Genomic DNA, 13,904 nt, shown 5'->3' on the forward strand with positions numbered 1-13,904 from the left:
GGGCCGGCGGGTGCGCGTACGACGCAGGGGCGGTCCGTCCGGATGACGGGCCGCCCCTGCGGTGCGCGGTACGTGCGGTGGGTCAGACCTTCAGCGGCGTGACGGACGTCGGCGCGTGGCCGGGCTCGGTGGCCAGGTCCTCGAACTCGCTGATGTCGCTGATGTCCATGGTGCGGCTCATGGAGATGTTGGTGATCCGCTCCAGGATCGCCTCGACGACGACCGGCACCCGGTACTCGGCGGCCAGCTTCTTCGCCTGCTCGAAGGCGGCGCCCAGCTGGTCCGGCTCGGTGACCCGGATCGCCTTGCAGCCCAGTCCCTCGGCGACCTTGACGTGGTCGACGCCGTAGACCCCGATCTCGGGCGTGTTGATGTTCTCGAACTCCAGGTTGACCTGGAAGTCGATGTCCAGGCCGAGCTGTGCCTGGCGGATCAGGCCCAGGTAGGCGTTGTTCACCAGCACGTGGACGTACGGGATCTTGTGCTGGGCGGCGACCGCCAGCTCCTCGATCAGGAACTGGAAGTCGTAGTCGCCGGAGAGCGCGACGACCGGGGAGTCCGGGTCGGCCTTGGCGACGCCGATCGCGGCCGGGATGGTCCAGCCGAGCGGGCCGGCCTGGCCGCAGTTGATCCAGTGGCGCGGCTTGTAGACGTGCAGCATCTGCGCGCCGGCGATCTGGGAGAGGCCGATCGTGGTGACGTACCGGGTGTCCGGGCCGAAGGCCTTGTTCATCTCCTCGTACACGCGCTGCGGCTTCATCGGCACGTTGTCGAAGTGCGTACGGCGCAGCAGCGTGGCCTTGCGCTCCTGGGTGGCGGCGACCCAGTCCGCACGGTCGGGGAGCCTGCCCTCGGCCTTCAGCTCCTTCGCCACCTCGACGAACAGCTCCAGTGCGGCCCTGGCGTCGGAGACGACCCCGTAGTCCGGCGGGAAGATCTTGCCGATCTGGGTGGGCTCGATGTCGACGTGGACGAACTTGCGGTCGCCGCGGTAGACGTCGAGCTTGTAGCCGGTGTGGCGGTTGGCCCAGCGGTTGCCGATGCCGAGGACGACGTCGGACTCGAGGAAGTTGGCGTTGCCGTACCGGTGCGAGGTCTGGACGCCGACCATGCCGGCGTTCAGCTCGTGGTCGTCTGGCAGCGCGCCCCAGCCCATCAGGGTCGGGATGACCGGGGTCCGGGTCAGCTCGGCGAACTCCACCAGCAGGTCGGTGGCGTCGGCGCCGATGATGCCGCCGCCGGCGACGATGACGGGGCGCTCCGACTCCAGAAGAAAGGTGAGGGCCTTCTCGATCTGGGCGCGGGTCGCGGCCGGCTTGTAGACGGGCAGCGGCTCGTACGTCTCCGGGTCGAACTCGATCTCGGTGAGCTGGACGTCGATCGGCAGGTCGATCAGGACCGGGCCGGGGCGGCCGGAGCGCATCAGGTGGAAGGCCTGCTGGAAGACGCCGGGGACCTGTGCGGCCTCCAGGACGGTCACCGCCATCTTCGTCACCGGCTTGGCGATCGAGGCGATGTCGACGGCCTGGAAGTCCTCCTTGTGGATCACGCTGGTGGGCGCCTGGCCCGTGATGCACAGGATCGGGATGGAGTCGCCGATGGCGGAGTACAGGCCGGTGATCATGTCGGTGCCGGCCGGGCCGGACGTACCGATGCAGACACCGATGTTGCCCGGCTTGGTCCGGGTGTAGCCCTCGGCCATGTGCGAGGCGCCCTCGACGTGGCGGGCGAGGGTGTGGTTGATGCCGCCGCCCTCCTTGAGGGCCTTGTAGAACGGGTTGATCGCCGCGCCCGGCACACCGAAGGCGTCGGTGACGCCCTCGCGCTTGAGGATCTCAACTGCCGCGCGGGCAGCGGTCATACGAGCCATCGAGTACTCCTGCTTCGGCTGTCGGATGCGTACTCCCGTCGCGCCCCGCGGTGAGCACCCATATTTCCGCATAGCGGAAAGTGACTTCTACTATCTGGAAGCAATGTAAGGGGGTGGGGCAAGGCCGTCAAGAGTGGTCCGGACACCGGCAAGCGCCGGACAGGAGCGGCCGGAGAGGAGCACCATGGGAGCGCCGTTCCGACGCGACGCCTTGGAGTGGGCCATGCCCGAGAGCGTTCCGGTGCGCTGCCCGGCCTGTCGGCGCGCGCACGTCTACACCGCGCCGGCGTATCCGTGTGCGTGCGGGGCGCCGACCGCTCCTCTGCTGGATCCGGCGGCCGAACCGGCCGTGGCGGCGCACCGCGCCTGGGACGACGAGTGGCTCACGCTGCCGTGCGCCACCTGCGGGCGCCTCGGCCACTGGCCCCACCCGGAACTGGGCTGCCCGTGCGGCACGGTCCTGCGCATCCCGGTGACGGGGACGCCGTGGGCACGGGGGCCGGCCGGCCCATGGGGATCCCCGGGCGGGCGTGAAGCTCCGGACGCACGGGGGCCGGCCGGGGTGCCGGGCCGGGCCGGCGAGCAAGCGCCAGCGCGCGCACCAGGACGGGCCGGCGGGCAAGGACCTGCGGGCGCACCCAGCCCAGCAGACGGCCAAGGACCAGCCGACCCATCGGAACCTGCCGACGGACAAAGACCAGCGCACGCACCCAGCCCGACCGGCGGCCAAGAACCAGCCAACACACCCGGCCCGGCAGACGGCCGAGGACCAGCGCACGCACCCGGCCCGGCCGGCGGCCACGGACCAGCCGACCCATCGGAACCCGCCGACGGGCAAGGACCAGTGAGCGCACCAGGACCGGCCGGCGGCCAGGAACCAGCCAACACACCCGGCCCGGCAGACGGCCGAGGACCAACGCGCGCACCCAGCCCGGCCGGCGGCCACGGACCAGCGCACGTACCAGGGCCGGACACCAGCCAAGCACCCGCAAACGCGCCGGGCCCGGCCGCCGCCCGCCGCTCACCCGGCTGCCGTCCCCCCTTCCGGCCCCGCACCATCCGTACCGCCCTGGATGCCGTCACCACCGCCGCGCTCTATCTCCGCTGGCTCGGCTACCGGGACATCCGCCGGGCGGACCAGCGGCCGCCGTACGGCATCGGGCTCGCCGCCCGCGGGCTGCTCGCCCAGGTGGACCCGACCGTGCGGCCGGCCGGGCCGAAGGACGTGGAGTGCCTGTGGCTGACGGCGATGACGGAGTCCGCCGAGTGCGTGCACTTCTCCCTCGCCGGCCACACCGACGCCGCCCGGGCCGCCGCGGACGCCCTCGGCATCCCGCTGTTCGTGCTCGACCTCGCGGGCGTCCCGCAGCCGATGAACGACCCCGCCGACGCCCTGCACACCACGGGCGCGCCGGAAGGGGGAACGAGGGACGGACAAGGCTGACCGCCCCTGGCGCGAACACCGGCGCCCACCCGACGCTCCCCGGGCCGAGCGCGCCGCCGACCGTGCGCTCGGCCCGGGGACCGCCGTGGAACATTCACCGCATGCTCGTTTCCGGCCGTTTCACACCCGGAATCACGCCCCGTACGTGTCCCGCAGCTCCACTTTGCGGACTTTCCCGGACACCGTCATCGGGAACGTGTCGAGCAGCTGGAGCCTGCTGGGGACCTTGTAGTGCGCGAGCCGCCCCGCGCAGAAGTCCCGCAGCTCCTCCAGCGTGAGCGGGTCGGCGGGATCGCTCGGGATGACACAGGCGAGGACCTCCTCGCCGTACCGCTCGTGCGGCACCCCGACGACCTGGACGTCGCGGATCTTGGGGTGGGCGTACAGGAACTCCTCGATCTCGCGCGGGTAGATGTTCTCGCCACCCCGGATGATCATGTCCTTGATCCGGCCGACGATCTCGACGTACCCGTCCTCACGCATCACCGCCAGGTCCCCGGTGTGCATCCAGCGGCCCGCGTCGACGGCCTCGGCCGTCTTCTCCGGCTCGTTCCAGTAGCCGAGCATCACGCTGTAGCCGCGCGTGCACAACTCGCCCGCCGTGCCGCGGGGTCGGGTCACCCCGGTGGCCGGGTCGACGACCTTGACCTCCAGGTGGGGCAGGACCCGGCCGACGGTGGCGGTGCGGTGCTCCAGGTCGTCCTCGATCCGCGTCTGCAACGACACCGGGGACGTCTCCGTCATGCCGTAGCAGATGGAGACCTGCTCCATGTGCATCTCGGCCACCACCCGCTTCATCACCTCCACCGGGCACGGGGAACCCGCCATGATGCCGGTGCGCAGGGTGGAGAGGTCGTAGGACGCGAAGTCGGGGAGGTTCAGCTCCGCGATGAACATGGTCGGGACGCCGTACAGCGACGTGCACCGCTCCCGCTGCACCGCCTCCAGCGTGGCCGCCGGGTCGAAGGACGGCGCCGGTATGACCATGCAGGCACCGTGCGAGGTGGCCGCCAGGTTGCCCATCACCATGCCGAAGCAGTGGTAGAAGGGCACCGGGATGCAGATGCGGTCCTGCTCGCTGTAGGCGATCGACTCCCCGACGAAGTAGCCGTTGTTGAGGATGTTGTGGTGGGAGAGGGTGGCTCCCTTCGGGAAGCCGGTCGTGCCCGAGGTGTACTGGATGTTGATGGGGTCGTCGCAGGACAGCTCCTCGTAGGACACGTCGGGCGTCGCCCGTCGGAGCAGTTCGTCCCAGCTCGGGTCGCCGATGTACACGATCTCGCGCAACTCGGGGCAGTTTCCGCGCACTTGCTCGGCCATCGCCCGGTAGTCGCTCGTCTTGTGGCTGAGGGAGGCGACCAGCAGCGAGACGCCCGACTGCCTGAGGACGTACTCGACCTCGTGGGTGCGGTAGGCCGGGTTGATGTTGACCATGATGGCGCCGATGCGGGCGGTGGCGTACTGCACCAGCACCCATTCGGGGCAGTTGACCGCCCAGATGCCCACCCGGTCGCCCTTGGTGACCCCACCAGCCACCAGGGCCTGCGCCAACTCCTCGACGGCCGCGCCGAATTCCGCGTAGGTCCAGCGCCGCCCGGACGGCACGTCGACCAGGGCCTCGCGGTCCGGCCAGGTCGCCACCGCCCGGTCCAGGTTGGCGCCGATGGTGTCGCCGAGCAGGACGGTGGGGCTCGTCCCGTGCGTGTACGACAGCGACGATGTCACCGGAAGTCCTCCTCGCGGTACTCGTTCTGAGAGCCGGCCGCCGTGGCCTCGCGCAGCTCGATCCGGCGGATCTTGCCGGAGACCGTCTTGGGCAGCGCGCCGAACTCCAGCCGGCGGATGCGCTTGTACGGCGCGAGCACGTCACGGGAGTGCTCGAAGATGACCTTCGCGGTGTCCGGGCCCGGCTCCCAGCCCTCGGCGAGGACGACGTACGCCTTGGGCACGGCCAGCCGCAGTGCGTCCGGGGCGGGGACGACGGCCGCCTCGGCCACCGCCTCGTGCTCCAGCAGCGCGCTCTCCAGCTCGAACGGGCTCACCTTGTAGTCGGAGGCCTTGAAGACGTCGTCGCTGCGTCCGATGTAGGTGAGGTACCCCTCCTCGTCCCTGGTCGCGATGTCCCCTGTGCGGTAGTAGCCGCCCGCCATGGCCTCCGCCGTGCGGTCCGGGTCGCCGTGGTAGCCGGTCATCAGGCCGACCGGCCGCTCGGCGAGGTCGAGCGCGATCTCGCCCTCGGTCGCGCCGGGCGCGCCGGAGACCGGGTCGAGGAGTTCCACCCGGAAGCCGGGGCTGGGGCGGCCCATGGAGCCGGTCTTCAGCGGCTGGCCGGGACTGTTGGAGACCTGCACGGCCGTCTCGGTCTGCCCGAAGCCGTCCCGGACGGTCACCCCCCAGGCGCGCCGGACCTGCTCGATGACCTCCGGGTTGAGCGGCTCGCCGGCGGCGACGATCTCGCGGGGCGGGGTGCGGAGCTGCCCGAGGTCGGCCTGGATGAGCATCCGCCACACGGTCGGCGGGGCGCAGAAGGTGGTGACGCCGACGCGGTCCATCTCGGCCATCAGCCGGGCCGCGTCGAAGCGGGTGTAGTTGAAGACGAAGACCGTCGCCTCCGCGTTCCACGGCGCGAACAGGTTGGACCAGGCGTGCTTGGCCCAGCCGGGCGAGGAGATGTTCAGGTGGACGTCGCCGGGCTTGAGGCCGATCCAGTACATGGTGGCCAGGTGCCCGACCGGGTACGAGGTGTGGGTGTGCTCGACCAGTTTGGGCCGGGCGGTCGTCCCCGAGGTGAAGTACAGCATCAGCGGGTCGTCGGCCAGCGTCGGGCCGTCCGGGACGAAGTCGGCGGGGGCCGCGTAGGCGTCCTCGTACGGCTCCCAGCCCTCCTGGGGCAGGCCGCCGACGGAGACGCGGGTGTAGGCGCCGGGCACCTCGGCGAACTTGGCGGTGTCCTCCGCCCGGACGACGACGTGTTTCACCCGCCCCCGCTCCACCCGGTCGACGAGGTCGGCCGGGCCGAGCAGCGGGGTGGCCGGGATGACGACCGCGCGCAGCTTCATCGCGGCCAGCGCGGTCTCCCACAGCTCGGCCTGGTTGCCGAGCATGACGAGGACGCGGTCCTCGGCGGCGACCCCGCGCTCGCGCAGCCACCGGGCCACCCGGTTCGACCGCTCGGACAGCTCCGCGAAGGAGAGCCGGGTCTCGGTGCCGTCCTCCTCGACGATGTGCAGCGCGGTGCGGTCGTTGCCGTCGGCGATCTCGTCGAACCAGTCCAGCGCCCAGTTGAAGTGCTCGGGCCGGGGCCAGCGGAAGCCCTCGTAGGCGGTGGCGTAGTCCTCTCGGTGTTCCAGCAGGAAGTCCCGTGCCCTGCGGAACATCTCCGTCGCCGTCGTCATCGGTTTTCCTCCTATGCTCCGGACCATTGCCGGGCGGCTCTCTGGCATCGTCTAATCCGTGATGCGGGTCTCACTACCCCCGAACGGGGGTGTGGGCGGCCGAAAGGGCGAACGGGTGACGGCAGACGCGGTGGGGGCGGTGGAGATCGGTGGCGCGCTGGCCCGGCTGCGGCGGGCGACGGGGCTCCCCGTCGCCTTCGGCGGCCTGGTGGAGTCGGGCCGGCCGCAGATCCGGATCAGCGAGCTGAGCGGTACGACCACGGCCGCGCTGCGCTCGCTCGCGGTGACCTCGGGCAACGGGCTCGGTGGCAAGGCGGTGGCGCTGGCCCGGCCGTGCGCGGTGACCGACTACTCCAGCTCACGTCAGATCAGCCACGAGTACGACGTACCGGTGGCCGCCGAGGGCATCCGCGCGGTGCTCGCCGTGCCGGTCGTGGTGCGGCGCCGGGTGCGTGGGGTGCTGTACGGCGCGCTGCGCTCGGCCCGGCCGCTCGGCGACCGCACGCTGGGCGCGGCGGTGGCGGTGGCGCGGGACGTGGAGCAGACGCTGGTGGTGCGGGACGAGGCACGGGAGCTGCTGGCGGCGGCCCGGCCGGAGCGGACCGGCACCGACGACGGCGCCGTGTGGGAACAGGTGCGCGAGGCGCATGCGGCGTTGCGGGCGCTGGCCCCGCGGATCGCCGACCCGGAGCTGCGCGCCGAACTGCTGGCCGCGTGCGGGCTGCTGACCGCACCGCCGCGAGCCGGGGGCGTGACCCTGGCGCCACGCGAGGTGGACGTGCTGTCCTGGGTGGCGGCGGGGGCCACCAACGCGGCGGTGGCCGAGCGGCTGGGCATCGGCCCGGAGACGGTCAAGGGATATCTGCGTTCGGCGATGCGGAAGCTGGGCGCGCACACACGAGGGGAGGCGGTGACCGCGGCGCGCAGGGCGGGGCTGCTGCCGTAGCCCGAAGTCGGCCGGAAAACCTGTCGGTTAGGAAACCTGACCATTCATCCGGCGCCACTTTGAATTTCCCTCTGCTTGACCGTTTGTTATTTCCCTCACCAGGGCTTCCGTCCGAATTTCAAGGATCGTTGCCTAGAATTTGGTCCGGACACGACACACGAGGGGAGCGGTGACCGTGCGACGGGACTTCCAGGAGCCTGCCAGGTGCCGCCCCGACCTGGTCATCGGCCGCGAGGAGCTGTTCGCCGGCGCCAGTGAGCAACTCGCCTCCGGCGGCAGTGTGCTGCTCCACGGCCCCGCCGGAATAGGGAAATCCACCGTCCTGCGGGCATTGGCCGAGGAATACGGCGCCACCGCGCACACCGTGTTGCGCTGCTCGGCGACCGAGTCCGAATCCCACCTCCCCTTCCTCGCCCTCGCCGACCTCCTCGGCCTGGTGCTCGACGAGGTCTCCCCGCGGCTGCCCGCCGCCCAGCGCACCGCCCTGGAGTCGGCGCTCACCGGCCGCGGCGAGTCCAGCCTCCAGCGCGACGGCCTCGCGCTGCGCCTGGCCGTGCTCTCCGCGCTGCGCGCCCTCTCCGCCCACGGCCCCGTCCTGGTCGTCGCCGACGACCTCCAGTGGCTGGACCCGGCCAGCGCCGAACTCCTCGGCTTCGCCGCCCGGCGCCTGGAGGGCACCCCGGTACAACTGCTGTGCGCGGTCCGCACGGAGGGCCGGGGGAGCCAGGAGTACGACCGTCACCTGCGCGCCTGCCCGCCGGGCACCCTCGCGGTCCGGTTGGGCCCGCTCTCCCGCGCCCAGGTCGCCCAGCTGCTCGACCACCGCGGCCACGGCTGCCTGTCCCGCTCCACGGTCCGCGAGATCCACCGCACCAGCGGCGGCAACCCGCTCTTCGCCCTGGAGCTGGGCCGTGCGCTCGCCGACAGCCCCACCCCGCCCCGGCCGGGCGAGCCGCTGCCCGTGCCGACCTCGCTGCGGGCCCTGGTGCTCAGCCGGCTGGACATGCTCTCGGTGGAGGCCCGTCGCACCCTGCTGGTGGCCAGCGCCGGTGCCCGGCCCACCCCGGCCCTGCTGCACGCGGCCGGCCGGGAGAACGCCGAGGCCGAGTGCGCCCAGGCCGCCGAACTCGGGCTGCTGGCCACCGAGCCGGACGCCCCGGCCGTACGGTTCGCGCACCCGCTGATCTCCGCCGCGCTGTACGCGGAGGCTCCCGCGCACGAACGGCGGGCCGCGCACGCGGCGCTGTCCACCGCCGCCTCCGACCCGATCGAACGGGCCCGGCACCTGGCGCTCGCCACCACCGGCACCGACCCGGAGGTCGCCGCCCGGCTCGCCGAGGCCGCCGCCCTCGCCCGGGACCGCGGGGCGCCCTCGGTCGCCGCGCAGCTCGGGCTGCTCGCCGCCCGGCACACCCCCGCCGACGGCGCCCCGAGCCCGGAGGAGCGCCGGCTGACGGCCGCCGAGGACGCGATCACCGCCGGCGAGGTCGACCTGGCCCGGGACATCGCCCGGGAGGTGCTGGCCCGGGCAACCGTACCCGCCGACCGGGTGCGGGCCTGGATGATCGTCATCGACACCGCCGGCCACACCATGGCCGAGGTCGACGCCGTCTTCCCGCAGGCCCTCGCCGACGCCGGCGACGACCCCCGGCTGCTCGCCCTGGTCCACTACCAGCTCGCCTGGCGAGCGCTGATCGTGGAGGGTGACTTCACCGAGGCCCGGGAGGCCGCCGCGCACGCCGCCGAGCTGGCCGCGCGCGGCGAGGACCGGCGCACCGAGCTGCTCTCCCTCGCCTTCCAGGCGCAGACCGAGACCCTGATGGGCCATCCGGAGGCGCCCCGCACCATCAAGCGGGCCCTGAAGGAGCCCCAGGACCCCCGGGTGGCCTGGCACCACAACGGCGCGGGCAGCGCCCGGTTCCGCTGGCTGGTCATGGGCGACCAGCTTGCCGAGGCCCGGGCCACCGTCACCGCGCTGCTGCGCGAGGTGCGCCGGCGCGGCTCGGTGGAGAGCGAGGTGCACTTCCTGCGCGGCCTCGCCGAGACCGAGCTGCGCGCCGGGCACTGCGGGCGTGCCCTCGAACTGGCCCGCGACAGCCTGCGGCTCGCCCGGGACTCCGGGATCGGCGAGACCGCCTCGGCGATGCTCACCTCGCTCGCCGAGGCCTCCGGCGGCGATGTGGACCGCGCCCTCGCCCTCGCCCGGGAAGCGGTGGACCACGCCGAGGAGGACGGCGACCAGATGTACCTGTCCCGGGCGCTGGGCGCTCTCGGGTACGCCCAGCTGGTGGCCGGGGACCCGGCGGGCACCGTGCGCTCGCTGCGCCGGGTGCGCAGCCTGGAGTTGGGGCTCGGCATCACCGACCCGGCCCGGGGCCGCTGGCAGGGCGACCTCGCGGAGGCGCTGGTCCGGACCGGTGAGGTGGCCGAGGCGCAGGACGTCATCGACGTCAGCCGGGAACACGCGCTGCGGCTCGGCCGGGAGAGCGTTCTCGCGGTGCTCGACCGGTCCGAGGCGCTGGTGCGGGCCGCCCGGGGCGACCTGGAGGCCGCGCTCGCCCAGCTGACGTCCGCTCAGCACCGGCTCGGCAAGCTCGGCTACGCCTTGGAGGAGGCGCGGGCCGCGTTCGCGCTGGCCCGGCTGCGGGGCAGCGCGCGGCCCGGATCACCGGTGTTCGACGAGGCCACCCGGATGTTCCGGCGTTGCCGGGCGCTGCCCTGGCTGCGCCAAGTGGACGAATCCCTGGCCGCCCCAGAACCGGAACCGGTGCCGGCCGCGTCCGAGGCACCGGCCGCGCTGCACGCGCTGGCCGCGATGGAGCGTCAGGTCGCCGCGCTCGTCATGGAGGGCGCCACCAACCGGGAGATCGCGGCCCGGCTGTTCATCAGCGTGAAGACGGTGGAGGCGACCCTGACGCGGGTCTACCGCAAGCTGGGGATCCGCTCGCGGGTGGACATCGTCCGATTGGCGGCAGGTCACCGCGCGCCCTGAGCGGTGCTCTTGTTAACTGAACCGGACCGAGGGTTTTCCCTCACCCAACCCCCTAGGGGGTTCCCTCATTGGGAGCCGAGGGTTCCGGGTCCTAGCGTAATGGGCGTGCCGCTCGCCCGGGCACATGGGGTCGGTCCCTCCCCCACTCTCGGCTTCGCTCGAGCGGGGGTGCCCCCGCCCCATGCAGACCCCCCACACAGACCCGCGCGACCCCCCACCGGTGCAACCCCCACTGAGGAGACTCATGTTCGGGCTCACACGTGCAAGAAAGACCGCCGCGACCGTGGTGGCCACCGCCGCCGCGGCGGCGTCCGCGTTGCTCGCCTCCCCCACGGCGAGCGCCGCGCCTCAGCCCATCGTCGGCGGTACGACCACCACGACGACGGCGTACCCGTTCATGATGCAGATCACGGACGCGTCCCAGAACCAGTTCTGCGGCGGCACCCTGGTGGCGCCCAAGAAGGTGGTGACGGCCGCGCACTGCATGGTCGGCGAGACCACGAGCAGCGTTCGCGTGGTCGGCGGCCGGACCTACCTCAACGGCACCAACGGCACGGTGAGCCGGGTGAGCAAGATCTGGATCAACCCGGACTACACGGACGCCACCAACGGCGACGACGTGGCCGTGCTGACTCTCTCGACGTCGATGCCGTACACCACGGCGAAGTACGTCTCCTCCTCCCAGACGAGCGTGTACGCGGCCGGCACCACCGCCCGCATCCTCGGCTGGGGGACCACCTCGGAGAGCGGCAGCTCCTCCAACCAGCTCCGGACCGCGACCGTCCCGATCGTGTCCGACTCGAGCTGCCGCTCCTCCTACGGTTCGGACTTCGTCCAGTCCGACATGGTCTGCGCCGGATACACGTCCGGCGGCGTTGACACCTGCCAGGGCGACAGCGGCGGTCCCCTGCTCATCGGGGGCGCCCTGGCAGGGATCACTTCCTGGGGCGAGGGGTGCGCGGAGGCCGGTTACCCGGGTGTCTACACCCGGGTAACCACCTTCTCGGACCTGGTGACCGCGCAGGTCGACTCGTGACCCGGAAGACTTCCCGAGCACCGCTCGGGTGACGGCCGGGGGGCGTTGCGGGCCACCACGAGCGGCCCGCAACGCCCCCTCTCCACCGCTCCGGTCGCCTCGCCGGCGAGCTCACCGACGTACGACGTCCCCGAACCGGATGTCGTACGCGGTGCGCGGGTGCATGACCGAGAGCATCCGCTCCCCCTCCGCGGTCACCTCCTCCCTGCGCGCCCTGTCCAGCTCGGCGAAGGTCTCGATGACGAGGGTGTCGCCGTCGAGCTTCCACAGACCGGCCAGGAAACCGTCGACCAGCAGGGTGCGGTGGGCCTGGTTGCCCTGCCAGTGCCGGCCGCGGTGCGCGGGCGGTACGACACGGGTGCGGTCGGCGTGGGCGAGCAGGAGGTTGTCGAACTCGGGCAGGAAGCGGGGCGGTGCGGGGGTGGCCGGGTCGGGGCGCGGGGCGGCGGGGAGGTCGAAGAGTTCGACGCCGTCCGGGTCACGGAAGGTCAGCAGCCGCGGGCGCAGGCGTTCGAACGCGGGTTTGAGGCGGGTGAGCCCGGCCCAGGTCTGCATGTCCCGCACGGAGGCGGGGCCGAAGGCGGCGAGGTAGCGCAGGACCACGGCGTCCGGCGCGGGGGCGGGTTCGCAGGGGCGGCCCAGCCAGTGCTCGGCGGTGGTGAGGGAGACCTGGCCGCTCTCCTCCCACAGGCCGCGCGGGGTGACCTGGACGAGGGGGAGCGTGCAGCGGGCGGCGACGGCGAGGGCCCGCGGGTCGGCGTCCGGCCACTCGGCGCCGAGCGCCGCGCGCAACTGGGCCATGGTCCGCGGCTCGGCCTCCACCAGTTCCCGGGCGACGGCCGCGAGCCGGTCCAGGTCGACGCCGGCCAGCCCCGTGCGGAAGTTGCCCAGCTCGCGGTCGCGGGCCGGCTGGACGAAGGGCCGCAGGGTGAGGCAGTCGTCGGCGGTGTGGGTGTGGATCGTGGAGCGCAGGGTGACCATCCGGGCCACGTCCCGGCCGGCCATGAGCGCGGACAGCCGCTGCGGTGTGAAACCGTCCAGGCGGGCGGCGAGGGCGTAGTACGGCGGCCTGGTGTTCTGCGCCTGGAGGCCGAGGAGATGACTCACCGCGTCCCCGGCCGGCCGCGCGGACCGGGTCAGCAGGAGCTGCCGGGCGAGGGTGGCGCGGTTCAGCGCACGGACGTCCATGACCGCCGCACGTCCCGAACCGCTCCGGACGCTGCTCTGCCTACCGCTGCTCTGGGTCATGAGCGCACGCTAACGCCCTTGGCGGACAGCGCCTGTCCTCGATGCCCCGCGGTTGTCCCTCCGCCGCCGGCTGTGGTGTCGTACGCGTGGATCGCGGGCTGGTTCTTCGGAAGGGGCGGACATGGGCGAGGCGTTGGTGCTGGGCGGCGGGGGTGTGGGTGGGATCGCCTGGATCACCGGGGTGCTGACGGGGCTCGCCGAGGCCGGGCGGGACGTGACCGGTGCCGGCCTGCTCGTGGGGACCTCCGCCGGGTCCACCGTGGCCGCGCAGGTGGGCAGCGGGCTGGGTCTGGAGGAGCTGTACGCCCGGCAGGTGGATCCCGCCTTGCAGGCCGCCGAGATCATGGCCGAGATGGACCTGGAGAAGTTCGCGGCGCAGATCGGCGCGGCCATGGAGACGACGGCGTCCATGACGGAGTTGCGGCGCGCGGTCGGGCGGGTGGCGCTCGAGGCGCGGACGGTCCCCGAGGCGGAGCGGCGCGCGGTGATCGAGTCCCGGCTGCCCTCGCACGGGTGGCCGGAGCGGGCGTTGAAGATCGTCGCGGTGGACGCGGAGAGCGGTGAGCCGCGGGTCTTCGACCGGGCCTCGGGCGTGCCGCTGGTGGACGCGGTCGCTGCGAGCTGCGCCGTGCCGGGCGTGTGGCCGCCGGTGACGATCGACGGGCGCCGGTACGTGGACGGCGGGGTGCGGTCCGTCGCCAACGTCGACCTCGCCGCCGGATCCGACCGGGTGCTGGTGCTGGTGCCGCTGGGCACCACCGAACCCTTCCCCAGCGAGCGGCCGCTGGAGCGGTCCGTGGCGGAGCTGCGCGCCGGCGGCGCCGAGGTCGTGGTCGTCGCTCCCGACGAGGCGTCGGCCGCGGCGATCGGCGACAACGCCCTCGACCCGGCCACCCGCCGCCCGGCCGCCGAGGCGGGCCGCGCCCAGGGCCGCGCGCTCGCACTGCCCTGGGCACGGGGCTGAGCACTTCCC

9 protein-coding genes are annotated in these 13,904 nt (G+C 72.9%); 5 read left to right on the forward strand and 4 right to left on the reverse strand.

What is annotated here, in order from left to right:
- Positions 1-82 precede the first annotated feature (82 nt).
- Entirely contained in the window at positions 83-1,870 is a 1,788-nt protein-coding gene (gene gcl, locus OO52_RS22660; RefSeq protein WP_030645653.1) for a glyoxylate carboligase, read from the reverse strand.
- An 844-nt stretch (positions 1,871-2,714) separates the two neighbouring features.
- Here gcl and OO52_RS22670 point away from each other — a divergent pair.
- Positions 2,715-3,314 carry a hypothetical protein gene (locus OO52_RS22670; protein ID WP_234339640.1) on the forward strand — a complete coding sequence of 200 codons (600 nt, stop codon included), beginning with the start codon at positions 2,715-2,717 and terminating at the stop codon, positions 3,312-3,314.
- 132 nt (positions 3,315-3,446) lie between these two features.
- Here OO52_RS22670 and OO52_RS22675 read toward each other — a convergent pair whose 3' ends face one another.
- Positions 3,447-5,039: an AMP-binding protein gene (locus OO52_RS22675; RefSeq protein WP_030645659.1), complete on the reverse strand. Its 1,593-nt coding sequence runs from the start codon at positions 5,037-5,039 to the stop codon at positions 3,447-3,449.
- Positions 5,036-6,709 carry an AMP-binding protein gene (locus OO52_RS22680; protein ID WP_030645661.1) on the reverse strand — a complete coding sequence of 558 codons (1,674 nt, stop codon included), beginning with the start codon at positions 6,707-6,709 and terminating at the stop codon, positions 5,036-5,038. The genes OO52_RS22675 and OO52_RS22680 overlap by 4 nt, the downstream gene beginning before the upstream one ends.
- Positions 6,710-6,824: 115 nt before the next feature.
- Here OO52_RS22680 and OO52_RS22685 point away from each other — a divergent pair, with 115 nt between their 5' ends.
- The 3 genes from OO52_RS22685 (at position 6,825) to OO52_RS22695 (ending at position 11,683) form a co-directional block, all read left to right on the forward strand.
- Positions 6,825-7,655, forward strand: coding sequence for a response regulator transcription factor (locus OO52_RS22685; RefSeq protein WP_030645663.1), 831 nt, complete (start codon positions 6,825-6,827; stop codon positions 7,653-7,655).
- A gap of 169 nt (positions 7,656-7,824) precedes the next feature.
- Positions 7,825-10,647, forward strand: a complete 2,823-nt coding sequence (locus OO52_RS22690; RefSeq protein WP_030645665.1) for an ATP-binding protein — start codon at positions 7,825-7,827, stop codon at positions 10,645-10,647.
- Positions 10,648-10,891: 244 nt separating this feature from the next.
- Positions 10,892-11,683, forward strand: a complete 792-nt coding sequence (locus tag OO52_RS22695; RefSeq protein WP_030645667.1) for a S1 family peptidase — start codon at positions 10,892-10,894, stop codon at positions 11,681-11,683.
- A 111-nt stretch (positions 11,684-11,794) separates the two neighbouring features.
- Here OO52_RS22695 and OO52_RS22700 read toward each other — a convergent pair whose 3' ends face one another.
- The gene (locus OO52_RS22700; RefSeq protein WP_030645669.1) at positions 11,795-12,931 is read right to left on the reverse strand and encodes a winged helix DNA-binding domain-containing protein; all 1,137 of its coding nucleotides are present in this window, start codon (positions 12,929-12,931) and stop codon (positions 11,795-11,797) included.
- 121 nt (positions 12,932-13,052) lie between these two features.
- Between OO52_RS22700 and OO52_RS22705 the strand changes: the two genes are divergently transcribed.
- Positions 13,053-13,895 (forward strand): patatin-like phospholipase family protein, encoded by an 843-nt coding sequence (locus OO52_RS22705; RefSeq protein ID WP_030645671.1) that lies wholly within the window; start codon positions 13,053-13,055, stop codon positions 13,893-13,895.
- Positions 13,896-13,904 lie beyond the last annotated feature (9 nt).

Origin of the sequence: Streptomyces flaveolus, from assembly GCF_000716535.1 — a bacterium.
Lineage (GTDB): Bacteria > Actinomycetota > Actinomycetes > Streptomycetales > Streptomycetaceae > Streptomyces > Streptomyces flaveolus_A.

Bases quoted from the DNA above. Each gene is read 5' to 3' on its own strand.
- OO52_RS22680 (WP_030645661.1), bottom strand. From the start codon at position 6,709: ATGACGACGGCGACGGAGATGTTCCGCAGGGCACGGGACTTCCTGCTG.
- OO52_RS22705 (WP_030645671.1), top strand. From the start codon at position 13,053: ATGGGCGAGGCGTTGGTGCTGGGCGGCGGGGGTGTGGGTGGGATCGCC.
- OO52_RS22695 (WP_030645667.1), top strand. From the start codon at position 10,892: ATGTTCGGGCTCACACGTGCAAGAAAGACCGCCGCGACCGTGGTGGCC.
- gcl (WP_030645653.1), bottom strand. From the start codon at position 1,870: ATGGCTCGTATGACCGCTGCCCGCGCGGCAGTTGAGATCCTCAAGCGC.
- OO52_RS22700 (WP_030645669.1), bottom strand. From the start codon at position 12,931: ATGACCCAGAGCAGCGGTAGGCAGAGCAGCGTCCGGAGCGGTTCGGGA.